Origin of the sequence: Malonomonas rubra (assembly GCF_003247215.1) — a bacterium.
Lineage (GTDB): Bacteria > Desulfobacterota > Desulfuromonadia > Desulfuromonadales > Geopsychrobacteraceae > Malonomonas > Malonomonas rubra_A.
Map to the genome: position 1 here is coordinate 1 of NZ_QKAP01000092.1, position 26,874 is coordinate 26,874.

A 26,874-nucleotide genomic window follows, 5' to 3' on the forward strand; every position below is an offset into this window, starting at 1 on the left:
ATCCGTGGAATGCTATGTTGTCGCGAGTTTTGCCCATGAGGGAGGCGCGGCCTGGTGCTTTGCGGATGCCCGGAGTCGGGGTCATGTGGCAGTTCTGACAAGTGATGCTCTGCTGGGCGTATTCCGTTGTCTGGTAATCCTGCCATGTGTCGATGATGTGGGTTCCATTGGCTGGATTGATGACCATGTGACAGGAACCGCAGAATTCCGCTTTCGTATGCAACATAGTGTTTTTGATTTTGTGGTAGAGGGACCGACCATCGTTCCGTGGGCCGATCTTTGTGCCGCCCGGTTCAGACACATGCCCCATGTTGTGCATCTGTGCGACTCGGCTGACGGTATGGCAGAAATCGCAGGAGATGCCGCGGCGGGATGTCGCATCGAACTGGCTGCCATCGGCAGGCGGCAGCTGATCGGTGCGAGCTGCAATCGGGGCATGACAGGCTCCGCAGAGCAGGTCGGTTGCGCCTTCGGTTTCCGAGTGTCCGAGCATGTAATCGGCCTGGTACCAGCGATCTTCCCAGGCGAAAGCGTGCATTGACTTGGACCAGTCATTATAAATATCGCGGTGGCAGTTTACGCAGCGTTCCGGGCTTTCAAAATCGCCAGCGGAAAAAATCTGCGGTTCCAGCTCTTTGGGTTCTAGCTTCTCTTCGTCGATCGAGGTTTGCTGGGACGGGTCTGTCTGAGGTGCCACTTCAGCATTCGTTTCTTGGATGACTTCGGGCTCGGCAGGTTGTTGTTGCACGATCTCCTCAGAAGAGCTTAAGTAGCTGCACCCGGAAAATAGGGCGGCGGAGAAAAAGAGCAGGGCTGTCAATGCAAAGCGTTTCATGTACCCTCCTTGAAACATAGGCTTCTCTGGGTAAAGACACATAAATTACGGGACTTTATGGGCAATGCTATTCCATATAAGAACTTAATAAAACTGAAAAGTGCTTTTTGGGGTGGAAATAAAAAGGGGCCGACGAAGCGGCCCCTAGATTCCAGCAAAGAAGTTTACTCAATCAAGCAGGTCGACGATCTTCGGTGCAATGCCAATGTAGTTGGCCGGGGTCATCTCCAGCAGACGTTTCTTGTCGGCGTCATTCAGCTCCAGTCCTTCAACAAACTGTCGGATCGTTTCACGGTCAATCTGCTGGCCGCGGGTCAGTTCCTTCAGCTTCTCATATGGCTTTTCGATACCCGCTTTACGCATCACCGTCTGGATCGGTTCGGCCATCACCTCCCAAGCGTTATCGAGATCTTTCGCCAGGTTATGCTCGTTCAGCTTCAACTTGCCGAGTCCCTTGAGGGTCGATTTGTAGGCGATCATGCTGTAGCCGAAGCCGACTCCCATGTTGCGCAGTACGGTCGAGTCGGTCAGGTCGCGCTGCAGGCGCGAGATCGGCAGCTTGGCAGAGAGGTGCTGGAAGATAGCATTGGCGAGGCCAATATTGCCTTCCGAGTTCTCGAAATCGATCGGGTTGACCTTGTGCGGCATGGTCGAGGAACCGATTTCGCCCTTGATCGTCTTCTGACCAAAATAGGCCATTGAGATGTAGGTCCAAATGTCGCGGTTGAAGTCGTTGAGCACAGTATTCCAGCGGGCGATAGCGTCGAACAGCTCAGCTATGTAGTCATGTGGTTCGATTTGGGTGGTGAACAGGTTCTGTTTCAACCCCAGTTCTCCTTCGATCACACACTTGGTCAGTGCAACCCAATCTACTTCAGGGTAAGCAGCCATGTGAGCGTTGAAGTGGCCGACGGCGCCGTTCAGCTTGCCGAGCAGTTCGACGGCGGCGATCTTCTCGCTCTGTTTCTGCAGTCGTGCGGCGAACACCGCTAGCTCCTTACCGATGGTGCTGGGCGATGCCGTCTGGCCGTGGGTGCGCGAGAGCATCGGCACATTCTTGAATTCTTTCGCCAGCTTTCTGATCGAGGCGATGATCTCCAGCTGCTGTGGGGTGAGGGCGGCGAGGCCGTCCTTGAGCATCAGCGCGTGGGAGAGGTTGTTGATATCTTCCGAGGTGCAGGCGAAGTGAATGAACTCGGACAGTTCCTCGAGGCTGGTGCCTTCGATCTGCTCCTTCAGGTAGTATTCGACCGCCTTGACATCGTGGTTGGTGACCGCTTCGATTTTTTTGATCTTCTCCGCTTCTGCCGGAGTGAAGTTGGCAACGATCTGGCGCAGGGTCTGCTCTTCTTCCGTGGTCAGAGAGCGGCACTCGGTGATCTGCTCTTCTGTGCAGAGGGCGATCAACCACATTACCTCGACTTTAACGCGGTTTTTCAGTAGCGCGTACTCAGAAAAACATTCGGCCAGCTCGGTCACTTTCGATGCATAACGCCCGTCGATTGGGCTGATGGCGGTAATCATATTTCTGTCTCCTGATTCGGTTTTAAAAAACGGCACTATAAAGCAGGCAGGATTTGGCTGCAACCCTCTAGCAGCTGTTTGGGCGTTAAAAGGGGGCGTCTTGGTGGAAAATGACTATTTTGCCGCTTGTCGGATGCGTGAACTTAAGGCCGCTGGCGTGCAGCAGCAGGCGATCCGCTTTATTGAATGTTAAGTCATCGGCATACATATCATCACCTAGAATCGGGTGCCCGAGCGCCTGCATATGCACTCGCAGCTGATGGGTGCGACCGGTTAGCGGAATCAGTTTCACCCGCGAGCAATCACTTGCTGGATCGTAGCTGAGCAGACGGTAATTTGTCTGGGCCGGTTTGCCTTGCTGTTGATCGACCATTTGCCGTGGCCGGTTCGGCCAGTCGCAGATCAGTGGCAGGTCGATTCGGCCGACGGGTTCCGCAAGCCGTCCGGATACCACCGCCAGATAGTTTTTTTTGACCAATCGCTGTTCGAACTGGCGACTCAGCAGGCGATGAACTTCAAAACCTCTTGCCAGAACCATCAATCCAGAGGTTGACATGTCGAGGCGGTGGACGATCAACGCTTCCGGGAACGTCCGCTGTACTCTGCTGATCAGGCAGTCGTGGTGTTCTGGACGGCGACCCGGCACTGAAAGCAACTCGGGCTGTTTATCGATGATCAGCAGCGCATCATCCTGATAGATAATGCGCGGATCTGTATGTGGTGGTCGATAGTCGAACAAGGGCTGAATTCCGTTACAGCTATAATTTCTTGCTTAAGCATAGTGGCAGAAGGTGTCAGACGCTAGTATTTCAGAACTTCACGAGCCCTCTTCAGTGAGGAGTCGATGTCATCGAAAACATTTTCCTCGCCGATGTTATTCAGAAAACCGGAACGTTGCAATTCGATCAGTGGTTGCGCGTGGACCCCGGAGAGGATCAACTGGGTGCCAGTTTTTTTAGATCTGGAATAAACGCTCTCCAAGGCCTTGAGCGCCGTAGCGTCAAGGGTCAGGGCGTGGCGCATCCTCAGGATCAGAACCTTCGGCGGCGGGCTGATTTCACCAAGGGCATTTTTGAACTTGTCTGCCGCACCGAAGAAAAACGGGCCATTGATCTCGAATACCTCGACGCCCTCCGGGACATGGCGATCGCGTAAGCGTTTCGGGTCGGCTTGCAGGTCCTCTTCAATCTCGTTCAACTCGCGAGAGATAAAGCCGACCTGGGTAGCTTCCGCCATGCGTCGCATGAACAGGAACGCCGCCAGCACCATGCCGACCTGAATCGCAACGGTCAGATCGATCAGGACGGTCAGCCCGAAGGTCGAAAGAAGCACCAGAATATCACCGCGTGGACCTTTGAGCAATTTAAGGAAGAGGGGCAATTCACTCATATTCCAGGCGACAACAATCAGGATACCGGCCAGGGTTGGCATCGGGATCATGGTGGCCCATTTACCGAAGAACAGCAGGATTAAAAGCAGGGTGATTGCATGAACAATTCCGGCGATCGGGGTGTGGCCGCCGTTTTTGATATTGGTCGCCGTGCGGGCAATCGCCCCGGTGGCCGGAATGCCCCCAAACAATGGAGAGATCATGTTCGCTGCCCCCTGGGCGATCAATTCCATGTTGCTGCGATGGCGCCCTTCGGTCATGCCGTCGGCGACCACGGCTGACAGTAACGATTCGATCCCGGCCAAAATGGCGATGGTCAATGCCGGAGAAAACAGCATGCTTAAACGGTCCCAGCTTGGCAAAGCTGGGAGTTGGGGCAGCGGCAGTGTGTTGGGGACGTCACCGAATCTGCTGCCGATAGTTGCAACCGGCAAATCAAACAGGCCGACGATGGTGGTTGTCACCAGGATCGCGATCAATGAACCGGGAATTCTGCGGGTCAGTTTCGGCCAAAGGAGAATGATGGCGATGGTACCAAGCCCGATGAGCGTAGCGGACCAGGATACGCTGTTTAGGTGCTGTTCGTAGGCGTAGAGTTTATCCAGAAACTCGCTTGGAACCTCATCCATCTGCAGTCCGAGGAAATCCCTCAGTTGGCCAGCAAAAATAATTAGCGCGATCCCACTGGTAAACCCGACTGTCACCGGATAGGGGATAAACTTAATGATGCTGCCCATCCGGGCAAGCCCCATAACGATCAAGAGTGCTCCGGCCATCAGTGTTGCGATCGCCAGTCCGTCATAACCGAATTTTTGGATAATGTCGAAGACGATGACGACAAAGGCGCCGGTCGGTCCGCCAATCTGTACGCGGCTGCCGCTGAGCACGGAAATAATGAATCCGGCGACGATGGCGGTGAATAGCCCCTGTTCCGGTTTTACGCCGGAGGCGATGCCGAAGGCGATTGCCAGCGGCAGGGCGACAATGCCGACGATGATGCCGGCCAGCAGGTCGTTGAGAAACATTTGACGTGTGTAGCCAGCTCGCAAACTGCTCCACAGTTTGGGTACAAAAGATGATTGGGACATACGTTCTCCTCTAAGGTAAAGAAGTCAACGATGTCCGTCGGCAGCGAGGGCGGTGTGTCCAGGTGTCGGCGGATTAATGCCGGGCAGAGGCCTACTACTGGAAAGGTCTTGTCCAACGAAAGGTGGCGATTTTTGCGCGTTTGGATTAAAAATGCAACCAGATTTTTTTATTTAGTGAAACAGTGGAACGACGCTTGTTTTTATGTATTCGCCGTTGCTGTATCGGTGCTGAAAATGCCAAAATGTCAGCAAGGGAAAAGGATCATTGATGTCTGCAGTTATCGCCAAACAGATCAGGATCGAAGGGATCGTTCAGGGAGTCGGTTTTAGGCCATTTGTCTACCGGATGGCAAGCGAACGTGAACTTTTTGGGACGGTCCTGAACGACAGCCAGGGGGTGCTGATCGATATCGAGGGGGAAGAGGAGACGGTTAGCGCTTTTATCCTAGCTATTAAGACCGAGCTGCCGCCGCTGGCGTCGATCAGTCGTATGCAGATAACCGATATCCCGGCTGTCGGAAAAACCGGGTTTGCCATCGCTGAAAGCCGCTTAGGTAGCTCACATGTCGCTCAGATTGCGCCCGATTCCTATGTTTGTTCCGATTGCCTACGGGAAATGTTCGATCCTGCGAATCGGCGTTACCGGTATCCCTTCATCAACTGCACTAACTGCGGCCCCCGCTACAGTATCGTTACCGACATCCCTTACGACCGCCCGTTGACCACCATGGCTGATTTCCCGATGTGCCCGGCCTGCAAGGAGGAATATGAAGATCCTGCCTCGCGCCGCTTTCACGCCCAGCCGAATGCCTGTGCTGAATGTGGTCCGCAGTTATCCTTTGCCGACGCTGCTGGTCAACAGCTTGCGGTCGCAGACCCGCTTGAGGAGGCCATCAAGCGGTTAAAGGCGGGGGAGGTCGCTGCCATTAAAGGTTTGGGGGGCTACCATCTGGCGGTCGATGCTACCAACGATACGGCGGTTAAGAGGTTGCGACAACGAAAGCATCGTGACGAAAAACCGTTTGCCCTGATGAGTTTCGATCTGAGCAAGATTCGCCGTTTTGCTACGGTGTCCGAGCTGGAAGAACGATTGTTGACCAGTGTGGAACGGCCGATTGTTCTGCTGCGTCGCAGGGATGATCATCCGCTTTCAATGAATGTCGCCCCTAAAAATAAATTCTTTGCAACTATGCTTCCTTACACTCCACTTCATTATCTGTTACTTGAACAATTTGAGGCCCTGGTGATGACCAGCGGCAACCAGAGCGACGAGCCGATCGCCTTCGAAAACAGTGATGCGCAGCAGAGGTTGGAGGGAATTGCCGACTGCTATCTGCAGCACAACCGGCGCATCCATATCCGTACCGACGATTCGATCGCCCGACTGCTTGATGGCGAGCCGGTTCTCTACCGTCGCTCGCGCGGATATGTGCCGCGCGGCGTGAAACTGCCGAGTGAGCAGCTGCCGGTGTTGGCGGTCGGTGCCGAACTGAAGAACACTATTTGCCTATCCCGTGGCGACCAGGCTTACCTGAGTCATCACATCGGCGATTTGAAGAATCAGCAAGTGGTCGATTCAATGAAACAGGCGGTCGAACATTTTGAGGGTTTGCTGGAGGTGCAGCCGGAATTAATTGCACACGATCTGCACCCCGATTACCTCTCTACGCATGTTGCTGGAGAGCTGTCGAATGGGCGACCGCTGGTCGCCGTGCAGCATCACCATGCCCATCTGGCCAGTTGTCTGGCCGATAACGGCAGAACCAACAAGGCGATCGGGGTGATTTTCGACGGAATCGGCTACGGCAGTGACGGACATATCTGGGGCGGTGAATTTCTGGTTGGCGACCTGCATGAATTTCAACGGGTTGGGCAGTTCGCGTATCGCCCGATGCCAGGCGGGGATGCGGCTACCAAGGAACCTTGGCGGATGGCGGTCAGCTATCTGCATGCTGCTTATGGTGGTCAGCTACCTAAGCTGCCTTTTTTGCAGGACATCGATGAGGCAGCCCTGAAGCTGCTGCTGCAGATGATCGAGAAGCGGCTTAATTCGCCGCTGATCAGTAGTGTTGGCCGGCTGTTTGATGCTGTTGCCGCTTTGGCCGGAGTGAGACAGCATGTCAGCTATGAAGGACAGGCCGCGTTGGAACTAGAGATGCTGATCGAGTCGGATGATTCTGATGAGATTGCCTACCCGCTCGATCTGGAAAAAAAAGACGGGCTGTTGCAGGTCGATGCGGTGCCGATGGTCAAGCAGCTTGTCCTGGATCTGGAGAACGGGATACCGGCCGGTAAAATAAGCGCCCGGTTTCACAACGGTCTGGCTTGGCTGATTCTTGAAGTTTGCGAGCAGTTGTCGGAGGCATTTGGTCCGCTGCCTGTGGCTCTGTCCGGTGGCGTTTTCCAAAATCGCTACCTGACCGAGCGGGCAGCCAAACTGCTGCGTGAAGCCGGTTTTGAACTGTTGCTGCATCGACAGGTCCCGCCGAACGATGGAGGGTTGGCTTTGGGACAGGCGGCGATCGCCGGGGCTAAAGCAGCGCGCGGATAATCATCCGTAGAGCGAGGACGGTGATCAGCAGTTTGAAGATGTTTTTGAACAGCTGTTCGGGGATCTTGCTACGTAGTTTGGTGCCAACAAAAGAACCGGCTATCACCGCGATCACCATGCCGACCATTAACTGTAAGTAGCTGGCGAAGGCGAAGCCGATAAAGCCGAAGGTGATGATTTTTGCCAGATGAACGAGGGTCATCAGCGCCGAAGCGGTGACCACGATCTGATCTTTCGAGAGGCCCTCGCGCAACAGGATTGGCATGTTCAAAGGGCCGGTTGCGCCGACGAACAGGGTCAGCACCGCCTGAACGAATCCGAGGCCGAAAAAACGCCCCGGTAGCCGGAAGTTTTTTTCCCACTGCGGCAGCCACGTCATTATCAAGATGAAGATTCCGAGCGGGATCGGTAGAAATTCACTCGGAAAACGGATCAGCAGGTTGGAGCCGAACAGCGAACCGAGGAGACAGCCGCACAGGAACGGCCAGACGATCTGCCAGCTGATTTCTTTGAGGGCAAAAATCCCGCGACTGGCGTTGCTGGCCAACTGGGCGACACCGTGCACCGGGACGATCGCGACTGGCGGCATGGAGACCGCCATCACCGAGATCAACAGCATCCCGCCCCCAACACCGATCACGGCAGTCAGGGTTGATGATAGGAAGGCAGCAATGATCAGGAATGTATTCGTCATAGTCTTAATGTGTTAATTAGTGTTTCAAGCTGGGGGCAGCGATGAAAAATTTCAGTGAAGCCTGCGAACGTAACAAGGAGCCGATCCTGCAGGTGCTACAGGCCGAGTTGGCCGAAATGGAGACCGTTTTGGAGATCGGCAGCGGTTCTGGGCAGCACGCTCTCTATTTTGCCGAGCAACTGCCACATTTGCAATGGCAACCGAGTGAACGACCGGAGTTGGTGTCGGATCTACAGGCCAATCTTGCCGGATGTGGTCTGAAAAATCTGCTCATGCCATTCAGCCTGGACGTTAATCATCTTCCCTGGCCGGTGTCATCCCTCTCCTCGATCTTCTCTGCCAATACCCTGCATATCATGTCACTTGCTTCCGTGGCTAATTTTTTTCATGGTGCGGGAACCGTATTGATTTGCGGTGGCAAGCTCTGTGTTTATGGCCCGTTTCGGTATCAGGGAGATTTTACTTCCGCAAGCAATGCAGAGTTCGATCGTTTTTTGAAAAGCCTTGACCCGCAACGTGGTATCCGCAATTTTGAACTGCTTGATCAGTACGCGAATGAGCAGGGGTTACACCTTTTGCATGACCATCAGATGCCGTCCAACAATCAGCTGCTGGTTTGGCAGAAATACTAAATGAGTGCGGTATACCCGTACTAAAGTTAGTTGAAATTAATATTTTCTTGATTTCAATCCTTCCTCCTGATAAATCTATCCTTGTCATTTTACCAAATAATTGCTTCTCACCTGCGTGGAGGAGTTCCAATGCATCTACTCGTTGTTGAAGACGAAAAGAAAGTCGCTTTATTTCTCAAAAAAAGTCTCGAGGAAGAAGGCTATAAGGTTGATCTAGCACATGATGGTGAAGAGGGCGTTCTTCGTGCAACCAGTTCTAACTATGACTTGATCATCATGGATGTGATGATGCCAAAGAAGGATGGCTTAACGGCAAACAGGGAAATCAGAGGGAAGGGGATTACTGTTCCTATCCTCTGCTTAACGGCAAAAGACACTCCAGAAGATGTCGTCAACGGGCTTGGTTCCGGTGGCGATGACTACCTGACAAAACCGTTCGCCTTCGCCGAGCTTAACGCTCGTTGCCGAGCGTTGATTAGACGTAGCAGGCAAAAAAGAGGCGCCGAAATCTTTTATGCTGATTTACGTCTAGATCCGGTCAGCCATAAAGTCTGGCGTTCCGGCAACGAATTGGAATTATCTCCGAAGGAGTATGGACTGATTGAATATTTCATGCTAAACCCCGAGCAGGTTTTAACTCGGTCAATGATTGCCGAACATGTCTGGGATTATACTTTCGATTCTTTCACCAACATTATCGATGTCTATGTCAACTACCTTCGTAAAAAGGTTGATCAAAATTATGATAATAAGCTGATCCGGACCGTACGTGGCGTTGGCTACGCCCTGAGGGAAGGAGCCTGACCCTGCCTCAGGAAAAGGACGGATAGATCACCTTTCTAGAGAGTTTGTTGCCATCCAACGCTTTGTCCTGTGATGGTTATGTTCTAAGGGAGATGGCCATTTCATGGCTTTGAAAAAGAAAATCCTAGTTGTTGATGACGAAGTTTTCTTCAGATCAATTCTTAAAGATGGCCTGAAGGGGGGGTACGATATCATCGAAGCCGAAAATGGCGAAGAGGGAATCGCCCTTGCACTCTCATCCAAACCAGACCTGATTATTTTGGATGTCGAAATGCCGAGGATGTCAGGATTTGAGGTATGTAAGGTTCTTAAGGGAAAAGCGGAAACCAGGAAAATTCCGCTGATTATGTTTACCTCTCTTGCTAAGAAAAAAGACCTTGTGCACGGCCTGCAGGCGGGTGCTGACGACTATGTCTCAAAGCCTGTCTCCCTCCCAGAGGTTCTGGCACGGGTTGAAGCGCATCTTAGAACCACCGATTATTATACCGATCTAAAGCACAGTGACCTGCTGTTTCTGCTGCAACTCACCGAAATAATTTCTGCTGTTCGTAACCCTATGACGGTTCTTCAGCTAATCGTTGAGAAAATGTCGAATATCATCGATGTTGCGCGTTGTTCCATTGTCAGTGTCGACGAGAATGGGGTTGCGACGGTCAGAGCGAGCAGTGATTTTAAGGGGAATGAAGAACTAGGGATCGATGTCGGAAAATATCCGGAAATCAGAAAGTCTTTGGACACCAAGCAAGTGATCGTTGTTAATGATATGAAAAATGATCCTTTGATGACATCGGTCCGCGATCAGATCAAAAATCTGCCCTACAATTCAATAATCGTTGTCCCGGTTATCAAAAAAGAGAGTGTTATTGGAACATTTTTGTTGAGTACCACCTCTTCGAACGTGCAAGGAATTACTGAGAGAGTCAACAAACTCTGCCAAATGGTCGCAAATATTTCCGCTAATGCGCTGGAAAATGCGATCCTGTTCCGATCCATGAAAACATCCTCGGAATATTTCGAAGAGATGGCGATTCGCGATAGTTTGACTCTACTCTACAACCATCGTCATTTCTACTGTTGCCTGGAAAGGGAGTTCAGCCGAGCACAACGCTATAACTCTCCACTATCCTTGGTTTTTTTTGATCTTGATGAGTTCAAAGGCGTCAACGATACCTTTGGCCACTTAATTGGCGACAAGGTACTGTGCCAGTTAGGAGAAATCATTCGGAATGTTGCTAGGGAGAGTGATGTGGCAGCACGTTATGGTGGGGATGAGTTCGCCATTCTTTTACCAAACACAGCACAACAAGGAGCAATTGACTTGGCAAACCGGTTGTGCACGATTATTCATGAACATGCTTTCCAAGGGCTCAGTGATAGTCTGATAACTATCAGCGTCGGGCTATCCACCTTTGAGGACGGCAATATTCAATCCTTCGATCGATTGGTAAGACATGCCGATGAGGCGATGTATAAGGCAAAGGCAAGTGGGAGAAATCAGATCATCCATGCTTCAGTGCACTTATGACTTACCTCAGATTTTACCTTAATAATAGTCGACAGATGTTGCAAAAAAGGTAATCGATTCAAGTTGTTTTTCCTTATTGCTATCTAGCGCTTCCGGTTTGGGACAGCTTTCACCTTCCTTTATCCCTTCTGCCTGTTTCTTTTCTATCGCACAGAGGTCAATGTACTGGCCAACGGCAAAACCCTTCAACATAACTTTTGTGCCAGTTGCATCGGTTCTGAATTTGAAGGCGTTGTCTTTTGCCCAAACCAGAATGACCGGATCGCCTTTTTTGTAGTTGCCCTCGATAAGCCACATTTTACAGCCGCTCTTACATGCCCCTGCAATGGTGCCGGTCAGTGAAATGGTTTGCTTTTCGAGATCCGTGATTTTTTCGGTGAGTTGGGATACCGTTAACTGATCAGATGCAGTTGCCAACCCCGTTGAGAGAAACAGGGCAGCGAGCAGGCAGAGGATAACGAAAGCGATTCTTGTCATTTTAAGACTTCCTTTCTCTGTTTGTTAAAGCGTGGCTTGACTAGGTGAAGATAACAGCCGGAAATGGCAAGAAAAATCATGACGACTCCGAGGAAATCGTAAAAAATTCGCCCCCAGAACCCAAAAATCTGTCCTGTATGAAGATCTTGAATCAACCACATCACCGGGACGCTGTTGGCCTCATCAGGGAAAAGATTTTCCAGTCCTTGGGCCTTGCGGGTGCGCTCAAGCCGCTCCTGGTAGCCGTCGGGAAGAAAACTGGTTGAGATTCGACCTTTCTCCAGGAATTCAAAGTCACGATGGTGGTTGTAGAAGATACCGGTCAGTGAACATATGACTAAGAATGTTGAGATCATCAGGGCCAGCCATCTGTAATGTCCGAAACCGTAAAGATGAATTTTTAACCAGAAGGAGATGGTTTTATTTCTCCTTGGTGTTTTTGTGCATTGAACCATTAGTGAAACCTGTGAACAATATGGTGCTCATGTATTGCGTCAGATAATTTCCGCATAAATAATTGCACTTTTTTAGGGTTAAGAATATAGAAAAATTTAAGATTCGTGACGCGCATCGGAGTGATAACAGAAACTAGAATAAAAGAGGCTGCCGGTCGCACCGCAGGTTCTGCTGCTGCGACCGGACATCCTAAGGATGCTCAGTACTCAATGCTGCGTGTTGAACAGCATAAAGTAAATGGTTTAAACCGAAAGCCGGTTTGCCAATAAAGGAAGCATCGGGTCGATCGGACGGCTTTTCGTTTTGACAACTTTTTCAAGGTTGGTCAACTGGATCTCTGCTGATTTCAGTCCAACCATTTTACCGTGATTGCCTTTCAGCATATTTTCAATGGCCGCCTCGCCGAAGCGAGCGCCGAGCAGCCGGTCAAAGACTGTCGGTGAGCCTCCCCGCTGGTAGTGTCCGAGGACAATGACGCGAGTTTCGAAACCGATCTTGTCCTTGATCTGATCGGCAATGTCCTGTGCTTTTCCTGCTCCTTCGGCGACCAGGATGATGGAATTGCTGCGTCCTTCCCGGTAGCGGCGGCGCAAATCTTCACAAATTACTTCCAAGTTATAATCTTCTTCCGGGATTAGGCTGTACTCAGCACCGGACGCTATTGTCGCGACAACCGCCAGATAGCCGCAGCCACGGCCCATGGTTTCTACCACGAAGGCGCGGTCGTGGGAAGAGGCGGTGTCCTTTAAATTGTCGACTGCGGAAACGATGTTGTTCAGCGCTGTGTCAACCCCAAGCGACATATCGGTGTAGGGGATATCGTTATCGATCGAGGCGGGGATGCCGATTACCGGGACCCCTTGTTGATGGATGGCGTAGCCGCCCTTGAGAGAGCCGTCGCCGCCAATAACGATTAGGCCTTCCACGCCCATCCCTTTGAGGTTAGCAGTTGCCAGCTGCAGGCCTGCTTTGGTTTTCATTTCCAGGCAGCGGGCACTTTGCAAAAAGGTACCACCACGTTGCAGCACGTTGCTGACAGATTTTGTCGTCATATTTTCATAAAGTCGATCGATCAGTCCCTGGAAGCCTTTGTAAATTCCGATGATATCAACTTGTGAAGCCAGTCCGGCACGAACTACGGCGCGAACCGCTGCATTCATTCCTGAACAATCACCTCCACTGGTCAACACGGCAATACGTTTCATTTTAAAACTCCATCTATCGAGAATGATTTGTTTTTTAAATGGAAAAACGAAATGCTCTTTTTCTTACAGGAAGTTAAACAGTCGATGTCCTGTTTGTCAAAAGAATATCTTCCCTTGACGGGCTCTGAATAGCTGTTAGTTTATTTTAGTAACTACTTGATATGACAATATGTTGTTTGATTAGCGCTTTGCCTGTTAATGAACAGCCACAACAGCTTTCGAGGTGCTGGAAATGCCGAGTAGCATACCGATACCGAGTGTCTTGCCGATCTACCCGGTAAAAGAGCAGATCGTTTTTCCCTATATGGTTTTGCCGGTTTTTTTTGATCGTGAAACGGCAGCGATTATCGAAGAGGCGATGCGGAATGATCAGCTGATCGGGATGGTTTTTTGTCCTGGTAATAAGAATATCTGTACCTTTGATGAACACCCGCGGGTCGGTACGGTTTGTAAGATCAATCAATTGATCAAGTTCCCAAGCGGTGGGGGGAAGGCGACTGTCGAGGGGATCAGTCGTTTTGCGCTCAGTTCTTCGGTGTCGAACGATCCATGTCTGATGGCGTCAATCCGCGTTATTCCGGAGCAGGACTGCCAGGGGATTGTTTCCGAGGCGTTAGTTCAGAGTGTCAACGCATTGTTAAAGATCGCTTTGGCCTATGGACAACCACTACCGGATGATGTGATGAAAATTATCGATCGCATTGAACATCCTGGCCGCCTGGCAGACATGGTTTCGGTTTATATTGGGATACCGCTTGAAATTCAGCAGCAATTGCTGACGATAATCGACCCGATTGAACGGTTGAAGTCTGTATTTATCCATCTGACCAACGAAGTCCAGAAGCTTCAGATTAAAGGCGAGATCCAGACTGAAGTGACAAAAAAACTCGGGAAAAATCAGAAAGAGCAGATTCTACGCGAGCAGATGAAGCAGATTCAGCAGGAGCTTGGTGAGCAGGATCCGCGCCAGGCAGAAATCAATGAGCTGCGTAGCCGTATCCGGCGGGCGAAAATGTCTGATGAGGTACTGTCGGTAGTGGAGAAGGAATTACGTCGACTGGAACAGATCAATCCAGCGTCACCCGAATATACGGTTTCGCGCAGCTATCTCGATTACCTCTGTACGGCCCCCTGGCAGCAAGGAACAGAAGATAATCTTGATATCAATAAAGCAGAGCGGGTGCTCAATGAAGACCACTATGACCTTAAAGAGGTTAAACAGCGGATTCTCGAATATCTTGCCGTCCGCTCGTTGCGTGACACCACCAAGGGTCCGATTCTATGCTTCGTAGGCCCTCCGGGGGTTGGGAAAACCTCTTTGGGACGATCTATCGCCCGAGCCATGGGGCGGAAGTTTATTCGCTTCTCTTTGGGGGGAATGAAGGACGAAGCGGAAATTAGAGGTCATCGGCGTACTTATATAGGCGCCTTGCCGGGGAGGGTCATTCAGGAATTGTGTCGCGTTGAGTCGAACAATCCGGTTTTTATGCTCGATGAGGTTGATAAGATTGGTCAGGATTTTCGTGGAGATCCTTCGTCGGCATTGCTGGAGGTTCTTGACCCTGAACAGAACGATAGTTTCAAGGATCATTATCTCGACGTCCCATTCGACCTGTCAAAGGTGATGTTTATAACCACCGCTAATCTGCTCGATCCTATTCCTCACGCGCTTAAAGATCGGATGGAGGTAATTCGTCTGAGCGGTTACAGCGAGGAGGACAAGTCGCAGATTGCCTATAAATATCTGATTCCAAAAGCGATCGAGGAGAATGGGCTGGCGAAGTATCCGTTGACCTTCGGTCAAGATGCGGTTGATAAAATTATTCATGATTACACCCGTGAAGCTGGAGTGCGTAATCTGGAGCGGAAGTTGTCGGCGGTCTGTCGCAAGGTTGCCAAGGAAATTACTCAAGGTGAGGACCCGCGACAAAAGATTCATTCTGCTGAGGTGGAAGAACTGCTCGGCCCTTGTACCTATTTTGTTGATGTTGCCAGCGAAGAAGACCGGGTTGGTGTGGTTACCGGATTGGCTTGGACTGAATCGGGGGGCGACATCCTGTTTATTGAAGCGGCCAAGATGCCAGGTCGCAAAGACTTGACATTAACCGGCAGCCTTGGGGATGTAATGCAGGAATCGGCTCGCGCCGCATTGTCCTACGTTCGAGGCCGGGCTACCGATTTCGGTGTCGCAGCAGACTTTTTTGAAAATCACGACCTTCATATTCATGTGCCATCGGGAGCGATCCCGAAAGATGGACCATCTGCCGGGGTGACGATTGCCACGGCGATCATTTCACTATTAACTGGGCGGCCCGCTCGGCGAGATATCGCAATGACCGGTGAATTAACCCTGTCGGGTCGGATTTTGCCGATCGGGGGGGTCAAGGAGAAAGTATTGGCCGCCCGGCGAGCAGGAGTGAAAACCGTTTTGTTGCCAGCGAGAAACAAGGAACATCTGGTTGAGCTGGAAGATGTGAATATCGAAGACATCAATATCGAACTGGTTGAATCGGTCGATCAAATCATTGAAAAAATTCTGTTACCTTCCTGAGCCATCGCTTGCTGACTAGCGCTCTGCCAAGAAATATAACCTCGTCCTGTGGTTATTCTCTGAACAATGAGTTACTATAACGGTCAATAATTATATTGCTGGCTGATTTATAGGGGTATCGCATGGTTAGATGTCGAATTTTACTTTTCCTACTGGTGTTGATCTGGCCGGGGATGGTGTCTGCGCAGACATTGGCAGAAAAGGTTCAGGAGTATAAACTTGATAATGGGTTGACCCTGTTAATGGTGGAACGGCATGCAGCACCTACAGTTTCAGCCTATATCAGTTTTAAGGTTGGTTCGGTCAACGAAGACAGCAGTCATCGCGGGGTTGCTCATCTGCTTGAGCATATGTTGTTCAAGGGAACCAAAACCCTAGGCACCAAAAATTATCAGACGGAAAGCGGACTTCTGAAAAAGATCGAGGATTTGGGCGATCGCATTGATTTTCTGAAAAATCAACCTGAAGCCGATCCTCAAGAGTTGGAAAAATTAAGGAACCAGCTGGGGGTGTTACAGGAAGAACACCGGCAACTGGTCGTCAAGGATGAGTTTTCGAAGATCTACGCTGAAAACGGCGGAGTCGGGTACAATGCCTTTACCAGCAAGGATCAGACCACTTATCTGATTAATCTCCCCTCCAATAAGCTGGAATTGTGGGCAGCGATCGAATCGGATCGCTTACACAATGCCGTCCTGCGCGAGTTCTATACGGAACGCGAGGTTGTCCGTGAAGAGCGGCGCCGATCCTATGAAAGCAACCCTCAAGGAATGATTTACGAAACCTTGCTGGCAACCGCCTATAAGGTTCATCCTTATCGTAATCCGATTATCGGCTGGGATTCCGATATCGCCAACTTGACCTTGTCCGAAACACGTGCTTTCCTCCATAATTATTATTCACCAGCCAATATGGTGATCACTCTGGTAGGAGATTTTGAAAGTGCACAAGCGCTGGAACTGGTGAACCGCTATTTCGGTTCACTGAATCCGGGTGTTCCGGTGCCGCCGGTGGTAGAGGCCGAACCGCCACAAACTGGAGAGCGAAGGGCGATTGTGGAGTTTGATACCGAGCCACAACTGATGATCGCCTATCATAAACCGACCATGCCGCAGCGCGAGGATTACGTTTTTGACATTCTGATGCAGGTGTTGGGGGAAGGCCGAACCTCGCGGCTTTATCAGTCGCTGGTCGTTGATAAGCAGCTGGTGACAGAGGTGGCCGTGTTTGGTGTACCCGGTTCCCGCTACAATAATTTGATGACGATCGCGTTGACGCCTCGACAGACCTGCACCTGTATCGATATTGAAGGGGTGATTTATGAAGAGTTGGAACGCTTGAAGACTGAGCCGATCAGCCAGCACGAACTGAAAAGAGCCAAGCGGCAGATCTCGATCTCAATTTTACGAAGACTTAAAGGTAACAGCGGTCTGGCGCGGATGCTCTCCTCGTACGAAACGCTGGGCGGTTGGCAGTATCTGGTCGATTACGAGCAGCAGTTGAATTCGATTACTGCTGAAGAAGTGATGGAAGTAGCGCGAACTTATTTTCATGCGGCAAATCGGACTGTTGTCAGCATTGGTCGGGAGGGTTTTGAATGATACGCCTGATATTTTGTTGCCTGTTATTCCTACTGTTTGGCTGTGACCAGACGGTAAAGACCGCGCAAGTGCGACCAGATCAGTTGCAGTTCCCTAAACTGGAATTTACCTTTCCTGAAGTCAGCAAACAACAACTCGCCAACGGAATGAAGCTCTACATGAAAGAAGATCATGAGCTGCCGTTGGTTGATATTACCATGATGATAGACGGTGGTAGCATTGAAGATTCGCTAGCCCAGACTGGTCTGTCGCAGTTTTTTGCTGCTGCGCTGGAGACCGGTGGGACTGAGTCCCTGTCTCCGATTGAGCTTGAATCAGAACTTGAGGATATGGCGGCTGAACTCTCGGTAGAAAGCGACAGTTATAATCTTTCAATTCATCTGTCCATCCACCAGCAGGATCTGCGGCGCGGTCTTGAAATCCTCGCTGATATGCTGCGTCGACCACGTTTTGATGCTGAACGGGTGGAACTGGCGCGAAAGCAGCTTCTTGAAGTGATCCACAGACAGAATGATGATCCGGGCATGGTTGCTGAGCGGATACTGAGTGAAGCAGTCTTTCCGCAACATCCACTGGGCAGTACCGCGAAGGCGGCAGCGGTAGAAGCATTCAGTCGTGAAGATCTGCTGAAAAAACAGCAGCGTTGCCTGCAACCGAACAATATCTGGATCGCCGTATCCGGCGCTGTGGAACAAAGACAAATGATCGATCTGTTAAATGACAATTTTGCCGATTGGCAACCGGTCGTACAGATCACAGCGCCGCTTCCACCTTTGCCACCTACCCCGGAAGGTCGGGTTTGGATGGTCAGCAAGGACATTCCTCAAACCAGTATCATGATTGGTCATCCGGGCATCAATAAGGATAACCCAGACCTGTTCGCATTGCAGATCGCCAATTTCATCCTCGGTGGCGGTGGCTTTAATTCGCGAATGATGCGAGAAATTCGTTCAAATCGTGGTCTAGCGTATTCTGTTTATTCTTATTTCAAGGTAGGTCGGCGTTTGCCGGAACTGTTTATCGCTGCCGCGGAAACCAAATGTGCCACTACGGGCGAGGTTGTTTCTTTGATGCAACAGTTGATGCAGCAATTAAGGGACGAACCTGTTTCGGCTGAAGAGTTGGAATTGGCGAAACAGAGTCTGATCAATTCCTTTGTTTTTGCTTTTAATGACACCCATTCAATTGTCACCCGCAAAGTGAGGCTCGACTTCTTCTCCTACCCGGAAGGTTACCTGGAAAACTATCGTGATCGAATTGCTGCTGTAACGATAGCGGATGTTCAGCGAGTTGCCCGGAAGTACCTACATTCGGATCAATTGCAGATTGTGCTGGTTGGCGATCTGAATCTGTTTGTCTCCGATGTGGATGATTTTGGTTTGCCGGTTGAACAGGTAGAATTATAATTTATTTGTTGCTGTGTTTTAGGGTTAAGGGATGGGGATGGCGGGGATCAAAAAGACGCAACATAATATCCGTCACAAAACCAAACAACTGCTTTGGGAACAGAACCTCAACGAGCTGAATTTTGGGCAGCGGATTCTACTGCGTCAAGTCCAGACCGCAGTTCTGGTGGTGCGCGATTTCGGTGTCAACCAGAGTCTGTTGCGTGCTTCGGCACTCACTTATTACACAATGCTGTCGATCGTACCGCTGTTGGCCTTGACCTTCGCTCTTTTAAAAGCATTTGGTGTGCAGAATCTGCTCGAACCGCTGATCATGGAAAAACTTCAGGTCGGCGACGGGGAGGTTGTGCAGGCGATTCTCGGCTACATCAACAACACCCAGGTTGGCAAGATGGGGGCCATCGGCCTGATTTTTCTTCTGTTTGGGGTTGTCTCGCTGCTGACCAACGTTGAGAAAGCCTTCAATCATGTCTGGGGGATTCGTGAAACCCGCCCCCTGATGCGTCGGTTCTCCGATTATCTTTCCGTGATTCTGGTTGGCCCGGTGCTGATTATTTCCGCGATCTCGATGACCTCCAGCCTGGCTAGCAACAATCTGGTGCATAAACTGATCGAGATGGAGATGGTTGGGACCCTGATCCTGTTGCTCTTTAAATTTGCTCCCTTCGTCTTCATGTGGCTCGCCTTCACCGTGTTGTATGTCTTTATGTCGAATACCCGGGTCGAGTGGCGGGCTGCATTTGTTGGTGGGATCGTTGGGGGGACACTCTGGCAGCTCGCCCAGTGGGCGTACATCAATTTTCAGGTTGGCGTTGCTAAGTACAATGCTATTTACGGAACCATGGCGGCGCTGCCTATCTTTATGATTTGGGTGTATTTCTCCTGGGTGATTGTGCTGTTCGGACTCGGGGTTACCTACGCGAAACAGAACCTGCGCACCAGCGGACGCGATTTGCGCGGTTCGGAGGTCAGCCGCAACTGTTATGAAAAAGTGTCGTTGATTATTCTGGTGACTTTGGCCGATCGTTTTTCCCGTGGTAAGAGTGCTCTCTCCCAGCAGGAGCTAGCCAAGTTTCTGTACATACCAGCCCGGCTTTGTAGCAGTATCCTGCGTCAGTTGGTTGCGGTGGGGTATGTTTCTGAACTTTGTAGCCGGCTTGGTCGGCGAAACTACCAACTCGGTCGTGCTGCGGAAAATTTGTCCTTGGCAGAAATTCTTGAAACCTTGCGTAATACAGGGGAAGAAGTCTTTCACCTCCATCCGCATCCGCAGACGCTGGTCGCTTTAGAAACGTATAAAAAGATGAAATCTCTGGTTGAAGAAGGGTTGGGGGGGATGAGCTTACGCGATATGGTGTTGCGTTCTCAGCAAAATGTTGAGCAGGCAGATGGTGGGTCACTTGAGAATCGCGATAAAACTCAGGCCGGATAGCTTTTCAGCTCAATTTGGCCGTTGATCATTTCTGCGTAAGAAAATTGCCCCATCCAATCGCCGACTGCAATCAGCTGTTTTCCTTGGTACTCTGTACTTAGGGGCTGATGAAAATGTCCGCAAATGATCGCGTCGGCTGGTTTCGCTTCATCTGAATCCGCAAGGGGAAGGATCAGGTAGGACGGATCCCAGTTTTTACTTCTGAGGCGTTTTTTGCGACTTTGATTACTCAGCCAGATGGCAAATGCCCAGACCGTATCGGGATGGACGATCTTGCTTAAAAAACGGATTATGCCACTGCGCCAGAAGGCGCGCATGCGGTGATAACTTCGGCTTGGGTTGAGGAGGTCTCCATGGCTCAGTAGCAGTTGTTTGCCGTCCCACTCGACCAGCTGTTGATCAGTGATCAGGGTGCAGCCGAGGGTTTCAGTGAAGTAGGGACCGAGATTGAAGTCGTGATTCCCTTCAACGAAAAAAATCCGGGTTCCGTTGGTGGCAAGCTGACGTAGCTTTTCCAAAATCGGTATGTAGGCGGAAAAGGTCAAATATTTGTAGCCAAGCCAGAATTCGAAAATATCACCGAGCAGAAACAGACCGTCAACATCCTTGTTCTGCTCGAGGAATTCGAGTAGCTGTTGATAATTATGATCCTGCGGCTGGCGCAGGTGGGCGTCGGCAAGAAAAATAGCTTTCATGGTCGGTCACTATAAAGAGAGGATCAACCCTTGTCAATTACACAGCGGACATCACTATAAGGAGGATTTTTATGGAATATCCGATGATTCACATCTGTTACCGGGTCATGGACCTTGAGGCCAGTGAATCGTTTTACCGCAAGGCCTTCGGTTTTGAAGTTTCCCGCAAGAAGGACTATCCCGAAGGGCGGTTCACCTTGAGTTATATGACCTCGGCCGGTTTGCCCTTCGAACTCGAACTAACGTACAACTATGATCAAAAGGATCCGTATGTGATCGGCGATGGATATTCCCATCTAGCGGTAGCGGTCGCCGATTTGGAAGCTTCCCACAAACACCATACCGAGATGGGGCTGCAAGTGACACCACTAAAAGGGTTGAGTGAGGGACAGCCGATGTTTTATTTTGTCACCGACCCTGACGGTTTCAGGGTGGAAGTTGTGCGTCGGAAAAATTTATAGGAGTTTTGGATGTCGTTTGAGGATTTGCTCAGTCAGGGGCAACGGGCCCTTGATGAAGATAATAGTCGCAAGGCGTTGGATCTGTTCCAAGAGGCAATCAAACTGGAGCAGACGGCAGAAGCCTGGTTGCTGTTGGCCGAAGCTCAGTTGGACGAAAATCAGCTGTTCAAAGCGAAAAAAAGTGTTATCTCCGGTCTTAAGTTGCAGGAGAATAATATCGATCTGCTCTATCTCTCTGCTGACATCAGCTTGGAGGAAGATCATATCGATCAGGCTCTTCAAACCTACCTGCGGATTATTGAGATCGACCCGGAGCAAATAGATGCGCGGGTCAATAAGGCGATGCTCGAATTGGAAAAGGATAACTTGGATGTCGCTGAGCAGACTTGCCGCGAAGCACTGCAGGCAGATCCTGAATCGGTATTGGCCCTGAATGCCCTAGGCGATATTCAAATTGCGGCTGGTAAAAATCAGGCTGCAATGGACGCTTACCTGAAAGCCGCCGAGATCGATCCGGACGAACCGCAAACTTATCTCAATTTGGCAGATCTCTATTATGAACAAGGGAAGTTGGATCAGGCCGAAGAGTCATGCCAGAAGGCTTTGCAGTTAGACGCCGGATTGTCGGCCGGTTACCTGACGCTCGGATATATCTATATGGATTTGGATCGAAGTCGGGAAGCAGTGGAGAACTTTCAGCAATTTCTGAAGCTGGAAAAAAGCCTTTCTTCCAAGCAGCTCCGTGATGAAGTGAGTGCTGTCATTGAAGGCTTGAAGTAAGTCGAGAATACTGTCTGGAGAATGTTATGTTGCAGGGAATGGTTCTGCTGTTGTTGTTTCAGTTTCTGGGGGAGGGGATATCGCGTTTTTTAGCGCTGCCGATTCCTGGGAATGTCATCGGCATGGCATTACTGCTGGCAGCCCTGTCTGCCGGTTGGGTCAAGTCGGAGTGGCTTCAAGAGGCGGCTGAACTGCTTTTGTCCTACATGGCGATGTTCTTCGTCCCGGCTGGCGTTGGCGTGATGCTCTATTTTGACCTGATTGGTCGTGAGTGGTTACCGATTATTGCTGGGACCGTGATTAGTACTTTCGTGGTGATGGCGGTGACGGGCTGGAGTGAGAATCTGCTCGACAAGCATGAGGAATCATAACAGTGCGTGAACTACTCGCATCACCATTATTCGGTGTTGTCCTGACCCTGTTGACATATCAGTTGGCAGAGTTACTTTACCGCCGTACCCGTTTTATTCTCTTTAACCCGGTTGCGGTTTCAATTGTCAGTATCATTCTGTTGCTAAAGTTGTGCGACATTCCATATCAAAATTTCAATAGTGGCGGCCGGATGATCCTCTTTTTGCTCGGCCCTTCAGTTGTGGCGCTGGCGGTTCCGCTTTATCAGAGGCGCCAGGAAATCCTTAAACGAAAGCTGCCAATTCTAATCGGCATCGTTGCTGGAGCCATTTCGTCTATTATTTCGGCAGCCGGGATCGCCTGGCTGCTTGGTGGAGGTCAAGGGGTAGTTTTGTCGTTAGTTCCCAAATCGGTCACCACACCTATTGCCATCGGCATATCTGAAAAGATCGGTGGCATTGTGCCTTTGACAGCCGCATTGGTGGTATTGACCGGCTGTCTCGGCGCCATCTGTGGCCCAGAGTTCTGTCGTTTGATCGGCATTCGTTCTAAAGCCGCAATGGGATTGGCGGTTGGCACTGCTTCGCATGGCATCGGGACTGCTCGAATGTTGGGTGAGGATCGTTTCGCCGGAGCGATCGCCGGGTTGGCGATCGGCTTAAACGGACTGGCGACGGCATTGCTGGTTCCGCTGCTCTGGTTGTTGTTTGGTTGAATCTTTTTAACGCTTAAGGTAGGTCGAGCGAAAAAGATTTCTCTTAGTCCTAACACTAGATCGATAGTGTCGTCGGTGGTTGGGACGATACTGGTCTGACCGCTTTAGGGAAAAATCATGCAGCTGCGATTGAGGTGTCTTTGTGCAAGCAATCGGTGGCCCAGCGGGCAATCGTCCTTAATACGTGTCCCGGAAACAGCAGCTGTTATCGACCGAAAATTATGCTGGTAAGCCGATTTTTCTGCCGAGATTTAGCTAATTTAACTGTGGCGAGGGGGACGGTCAACTGACAGCTTGGCTGGAACAGTATAAGTAGCCATTAGCTTCGACTGATCTTCTCGGATATCGGGTCCGCGGTTGCGGCGAATAGTGAGGTGAATGTGCTGGGCGAATTTATACGGCTGTGGAAGCTTGGCTCGACGGTGAAGCAGAAAATCTAATTGTGGTCAACTATTCTTTTGTTCTCACCTGTCTGGTAATGGGCACGCTGATAATTTCACTGAATGATATAGGAAACTGTCATCTGTCGATAGCCCCCCCCAGTATCAGCTTGTTGCAGCTAAAAGATGATAGTCGCCGCTCGCTGGAATTCTTGAACCGTTCAGATGATCTGAACTCTTTGTTATTACACTGAATTAAACACTTCTATCCATCAAACAAAGGTGGATGTGACATAGGTTGATAAAATTACAATGGGACCTATCTTCGAAGGGAGATAGGTCCATGGATATCAATCAGTTTTGCAACATGTTTTTAGATGAGGTGATCTGCCGTCGTTATCTGGAAAATGTGATTTGGCCCTTCGGCCGGTTTTGCCCGCATTATGGTTGCCTGAAGTCGTGGAGGATCAAAGGAGAGTCTTCTCGCTCTGGGCTTTACGAGTGCGCCGGTTTTTCTGGGCAGTTCACGGTGACAACCAAGACTCCCATGCACAGCACCAAGCTGTCGCTGCAGATCTGGTTGATTGCGATGTGTCTCATCATCCGCTCCAGTAAGGGCATTTTCTCGGTTGGTCTGGCTCGATGGCTCGGGGTCTATCAAAAGACCGTCTGGAAAGTCGTCCACGCTATTCGTGCCATAATGGATGTACACACTGATACCGTAGGGATGTTGACCGGCATCGTTGAACTGGATGAAAAATATCTTGGCGGAAAACCGAGATTCCAGCATGGGGTAAGCATCCCAAGGGCAGAGGAACCAAGAAGACCTGGGGGCACGTGGTAGTCAGCCGCAAAGGACCGGTCCGAACAGGGGTAATCACTAACGATAGCTATGCGACCCTGACACCCCATGTCAAGCAGGCCTTTTTTACTGGAGGCTTTGTTGATAACAGATCAATTACACACCTACATGACGCTGGAAAAAGAATTTTCCGATCATGTAAGTGTTAATCACGGCCACAGGGAATACGCTTACGGAGAAGCACCCGTCAATACAGCGGAGTCCTTTAACGCGATTCTGGGAAGAGCGAAGCAGGGGGGATTTATTTTGTCAGTCGACAACATCTGCCGCGCGATCTCAGTGGGATCGTCTTTCGCTGGAACAACCGGGGTCCAGTGAAAAAGAAGTGAAACGGATTGTCAAAGATCGTGAGGCAAGCAAAGCCCGTTCAGGAACAGTTTGATGACTTGCTTCAGCATGTGGTCGGCACTCAGCTTCGAAGAACCATCTGGGGCGGACCTGCTCAACCCCATCCTTTGTATTGTGGATAGAAACGAAATTAAATGGGCATAGCTGCTGATATTGTCATTATTGTTGTTACCGCTCTGTTCGGTGGTTTGCTGGCGCAAAAATTCCGTCAACCCTTGATCTTGGGGTATATTCTAGCCGGCGTGGTCATCGGACCATTTACCGGCGGTGCGGTGACCGATGTCTACGAGGTCGAGAAACTCGCCGAGATAGGTGTGGCTCTTCTGTTGTTCGCTCTCGGCCTAGAGTTTTCCCTCAAAGAGTTGAAACCGGTTAAATATGTCGCTCTGCTCGGTGGTCCCATTCAGATAGTTTTGACGATCGGTTATGGTTATTTGATCGGCCGATGGATCGGTTGGGAGACAGTGCCTTCCCTCTGGTTGGGAGGGATTGCGTCACTTTCTAGCACCATGGTGATTTTGAAGACCCTGATGAACCAGGGGATGATGGGAACCCTGTCCAGTCGCGTGATGATCGGTGTGCTGATTGTGCAGGATCTGGCTGTGGTGCCGCTGATGATCATGCTGCCACAACTCTCCGATCCGGCCAGTGGCTTGCCAATTCTCGGTGTCGCTGTAATAAAGTCGGTGGTCTTTCTTTTACTGATGTTTCTGGTCGGCACCCGCCTTTTACCCTGGTTGCTGGCAATTGTTGCCCGCTGGAATTCTCGCGAACTTTTTCTGCTGACGATCACAGCAATCGGGCTGGGAATAGGCTATGCTACCTATCTGGTCGGGTTGTCGTTCGCCTTCGGTGCATTTGTTGCCGGGATGGTGCTGAGTGAGTCGGATTATGGACATCAGGCGCTGAGCGATATCATCCCGCTGCGTGACCTGTTCGGACTGCTTTTTTTTACCTCGGTCGGCATGCTGCTGGAGCCTAATTTTCTATTAGAAAACTACGCCAGAGTATTGCGACTGGTCGGCTTGATCGCGGTCGGCAAAGGGGTGTTGATGGCCGCAATTGCGCGCGGGTTCGGCTACGGCAATGTGGTGCCGCTGGCGGTCGGTTTGGGTATGTTTCAGATTGGCGAATTTTCCTTCGTTCTCGGCCAAGTCGGACATGCGGGGGGATTCCTTGATGGTGTGCAGCATGCCTATATTCTTTCCGCTGCGATCTTCAGCATGGTGATTACCCCGCTGGCATCAGGATTGACGGCACCTCTTTATGGCATGAAGCGGCGTCTGATGAAAACCGATACGCTGGAAACCGTCAACCTGCCGCAAGAAGGGCTACATCAACATATCGTAATTGCTGGTGGCGGTCGCGTCGGTCAACATATCGCTCAGGTGCTGCAGCAATTGGACGTTCCGTTCGTCGTCATTGAGTTGAGTCACCGCCTGATTGATATTTGTAAAAAATGTGGCTACCCTGCAATTTATGGAGATGCTGGTCAAGAGACGATTCTTGAGGCTGCCAATCTGGCTGAAGCACAACAGCTGCTAATTACCATGCCGAACATTACGACAACGGAAAGCATCGTTCGTTATGTACATCGCAATTATCCGGAACTGAATATCGTTGCCCGTGCCAATGGGGTGGAACAGATGGCGGCACTTTACGAAGACGGGGTGTATATGGTGATCATGCCTGAACTTGAGGCCGGTCTGGAAATAGCCCGGCAGGCGTTGCTCAATCTGAAGATTCCGATTCCGACCATTCAACGCTATACCGACTCGGTGCGACTCGATCATTATCACTCCGAAATACTGAACCAAGCGGGGAATCAGGAAATTCGTCTGTTGAAAAATGCTCGAGAACTGCTCGAATTGAGCTGGGAGCGACTGGGGGAGGATAGCCTGCTGGTTGGAAGGAGTTTAAGAACACTTGAGCTACGCCAAACGCTCGGTGTGTCTATTGTCGGGGTGCTGCGCGACGGAAAGTTCACCTTGAATCCGTCAGCCGATTTTGTTTTTCAGGTCGATGATATGATTGCCATTATCGGCAGTCCGATTCAGCAGCAGGCGCTGCAGAATTTTAATTGAGTTATCAAATGAAATAAAAAAGGCCGT

At 50.6% G+C, this 26,874-nt stretch carries 24 protein-coding genes; 15 read left to right on the forward strand and 9 right to left on the reverse strand.

The window, feature by feature from the left end; genetic code table 11:
- From Q7J88_RS09510 to Q7J88_RS09525, 4 genes are all read right to left on the reverse strand, one after another.
- Nucleotides 1–835, reverse strand: an 835-nt coding sequence (locus Q7J88_RS09510; protein ID WP_303721942.1) for a multiheme c-type cytochrome, incomplete at its 3' end; no start/stop codon positions are given.
- A 168-nt stretch (nt 836–1,003) separates the two neighbouring features.
- Nucleotides 1,004–2,359: an adenylosuccinate lyase gene (gene purB, locus Q7J88_RS09515; protein ID WP_303721943.1), complete on the reverse strand. Its 1,356-nt coding sequence runs from the start codon at nt 2,357–2,359 to the stop codon at nt 1,004–1,006.
- 85 nt (nt 2,360–2,444) lie between these two features.
- Nucleotides 2,445–3,098 carry a pseudouridine synthase gene (locus tag Q7J88_RS09520; RefSeq protein ID WP_303721944.1) on the reverse strand — a complete coding sequence of 218 codons (654 nt, stop codon included), beginning with the start codon at nt 3,096–3,098 and terminating at the stop codon, nt 2,445–2,447.
- A gap of 62 nt (nt 3,099–3,160) precedes the next feature.
- Nucleotides 3,161–4,837, reverse strand: coding sequence for a SulP family inorganic anion transporter (locus Q7J88_RS09525; RefSeq protein ID WP_303721945.1), 1,677 nt, complete (start codon nt 4,835–4,837; stop codon nt 3,161–3,163).
- 268 nt (nt 4,838–5,105) lie between these two features.
- Here Q7J88_RS09525 and hypF point away from each other — a divergent pair, with 268 nt between their 5' ends.
- A complete protein-coding gene (gene hypF, locus Q7J88_RS09530; RefSeq protein WP_303721946.1) occupies nt 5,106–7,388 on the forward strand; it encodes a carbamoyltransferase HypF in 2,283 nt (760 codons plus the stop codon).
- On the opposite strand, the gene Q7J88_RS09535 is transcribed toward hypF, so the two are convergent.
- A complete protein-coding gene (locus tag Q7J88_RS09535) occupies nt 7,369–8,082 on the reverse strand; it encodes a sulfite exporter TauE/SafE family protein (protein ID WP_303721947.1) in 714 nt (237 codons plus the stop codon). The two genes, hypF and Q7J88_RS09535, sit on opposite strands and share 20 nt — an antisense overlap.
- Before the next feature lie 41 nt (nt 8,083–8,123).
- Between Q7J88_RS09535 and Q7J88_RS09540 the strand changes: the two genes are divergently transcribed.
- The 3 genes from Q7J88_RS09540 to Q7J88_RS09550 all read left to right on the forward strand — a co-directional run bounded on the left by Q7J88_RS09540 (nt 8,124) and on the right by Q7J88_RS09550 (nt 11,043).
- Nucleotides 8,124–8,714: a DUF938 domain-containing protein gene (locus tag Q7J88_RS09540; protein ID WP_303721948.1), complete on the forward strand. Its 591-nt coding sequence runs from the start codon at nt 8,124–8,126 to the stop codon at nt 8,712–8,714.
- Nucleotides 8,715–8,843: 129 nt separating this feature from the next.
- The gene (locus Q7J88_RS09545; RefSeq protein ID WP_303721949.1) at nt 8,844–9,518 is read left to right on the forward strand and encodes a response regulator transcription factor; all 675 of its coding nucleotides are present in this window, start codon (nt 8,844–8,846) and stop codon (nt 9,516–9,518) included.
- Between the two features lie 103 nt (nt 9,519–9,621).
- On the forward strand, nt 9,622–11,043 hold the full coding sequence (locus Q7J88_RS09550) for a diguanylate cyclase (RefSeq protein WP_303721950.1): 1,422 nt from the start codon (nt 9,622–9,624) through the stop codon (nt 11,041–11,043).
- Nucleotides 11,044–11,061: 18 nt separating this feature from the next.
- Here Q7J88_RS09550 and Q7J88_RS09555 read toward each other — a convergent pair whose 3' ends face one another.
- The 3 genes from Q7J88_RS09555 to pfkA all read right to left on the reverse strand — a co-directional run bounded on the left by Q7J88_RS09555 (nt 11,062) and on the right by pfkA (nt 13,181).
- The gene (locus tag Q7J88_RS09555) at nt 11,062–11,460 is read right to left on the reverse strand and encodes a hypothetical protein (RefSeq protein ID WP_303721951.1); all 399 of its coding nucleotides are present in this window, start codon (nt 11,458–11,460) and stop codon (nt 11,062–11,064) included.
- A gap of 56 nt (nt 11,461–11,516) precedes the next feature.
- Nucleotides 11,517–11,975, reverse strand: coding sequence for a PepSY domain-containing protein (locus tag Q7J88_RS09560; protein WP_369682008.1), 459 nt, complete (start codon nt 11,973–11,975; stop codon nt 11,517–11,519).
- 243 nt (nt 11,976–12,218) lie between these two features.
- Nucleotides 12,219–13,181, reverse strand: a complete 963-nt coding sequence (gene pfkA / locus Q7J88_RS09565; protein WP_303721953.1) for a 6-phosphofructokinase — start codon at nt 13,179–13,181, stop codon at nt 12,219–12,221.
- 232 nt (nt 13,182–13,413) lie between these two features.
- On the opposite strand from pfkA, the gene lon reads away from it, so the two are divergent.
- The 4 genes from lon to Q7J88_RS09585 all read left to right on the forward strand — a co-directional run bounded on the left by lon (nt 13,414) and on the right by Q7J88_RS09585 (nt 20,171).
- Entirely contained in the window at nt 13,414–15,732 is a 2,319-nt protein-coding gene (lon, locus tag Q7J88_RS09570; RefSeq protein ID WP_303721954.1) for an endopeptidase La, read from the forward strand.
- 122 nt (nt 15,733–15,854) lie between these two features.
- Nucleotides 15,855–17,333, forward strand: a complete 1,479-nt coding sequence (locus Q7J88_RS09575; RefSeq protein ID WP_303721955.1) for a pitrilysin family protein — start codon at nt 15,855–15,857, stop codon at nt 17,331–17,333.
- Entirely contained in the window at nt 17,330–18,739 is a 1,410-nt protein-coding gene (locus Q7J88_RS09580) for a pitrilysin family protein (RefSeq protein ID WP_303721956.1), read from the forward strand. Before Q7J88_RS09575 ends, Q7J88_RS09580 begins: the two co-directional genes overlap by 4 nt.
- Before the next feature lie 37 nt (nt 18,740–18,776).
- On the forward strand, nt 18,777–20,171 hold the full coding sequence (locus Q7J88_RS09585) for a YhjD/YihY/BrkB family envelope integrity protein (RefSeq protein WP_303721957.1): 1,395 nt from the start codon (nt 18,777–18,779) through the stop codon (nt 20,169–20,171).
- Here the strand turns inward: Q7J88_RS09585 and Q7J88_RS09590 are convergent.
- Entirely contained in the window at nt 20,159–20,866 is a 708-nt protein-coding gene (locus Q7J88_RS09590) for a UDP-2,3-diacylglucosamine diphosphatase (RefSeq protein WP_303721958.1), read from the reverse strand. The genes Q7J88_RS09585 and Q7J88_RS09590 overlap by 13 nt on opposite strands.
- Before the next feature lie 71 nt (nt 20,867–20,937).
- Here Q7J88_RS09590 and Q7J88_RS09595 point away from each other — a divergent pair, with 71 nt between their 5' ends.
- From Q7J88_RS09595 to Q7J88_RS09625, 7 genes are all read left to right on the forward strand, one after another.
- Nucleotides 20,938–21,327 (forward strand): VOC family protein, encoded by a 390-nt coding sequence (locus tag Q7J88_RS09595; protein WP_303721959.1) that lies wholly within the window; start codon nt 20,938–20,940, stop codon nt 21,325–21,327.
- Nucleotides 21,328–21,336: 9 nt separating this feature from the next.
- Nucleotides 21,337–22,107 carry a lipopolysaccharide assembly protein LapB gene (locus Q7J88_RS09600; RefSeq protein WP_303721960.1) on the forward strand — a complete coding sequence of 257 codons (771 nt, stop codon included), beginning with the start codon at nt 21,337–21,339 and terminating at the stop codon, nt 22,105–22,107.
- Between the two features lie 26 nt (nt 22,108–22,133).
- Entirely contained in the window at nt 22,134–22,478 is a 345-nt protein-coding gene (locus tag Q7J88_RS09605; protein ID WP_303721961.1) for a CidA/LrgA family protein, read from the forward strand.
- A gap of 2 nt (nt 22,479–22,480) precedes the next feature.
- The gene (locus Q7J88_RS09610; protein ID WP_303721962.1) at nt 22,481–23,173 is read left to right on the forward strand and encodes an LrgB family protein; all 693 of its coding nucleotides are present in this window, start codon (nt 22,481–22,483) and stop codon (nt 23,171–23,173) included.
- Nucleotides 23,174–23,896: 723 nt separating this feature from the next.
- Nucleotides 23,897–24,397, forward strand: a complete 501-nt coding sequence (locus Q7J88_RS09615; RefSeq protein WP_303721963.1) for an IS1595 family transposase — start codon at nt 23,897–23,899, stop codon at nt 24,395–24,397.
- Between the two features lie 126 nt (nt 24,398–24,523).
- Nucleotides 24,524–24,733 (forward strand): hypothetical protein, encoded by a 210-nt coding sequence (locus tag Q7J88_RS09620; RefSeq protein ID WP_303722009.1) that lies wholly within the window; start codon nt 24,524–24,526, stop codon nt 24,731–24,733.
- A 164-nt stretch (nt 24,734–24,897) separates the two neighbouring features.
- On the forward strand, nt 24,898–26,847 hold the full coding sequence (locus Q7J88_RS09625) for a cation:proton antiporter (protein ID WP_303721964.1): 1,950 nt from the start codon (nt 24,898–24,900) through the stop codon (nt 26,845–26,847).
- The last annotated feature ends 27 nt before the right edge of the window (nt 26,848–26,874 follow it).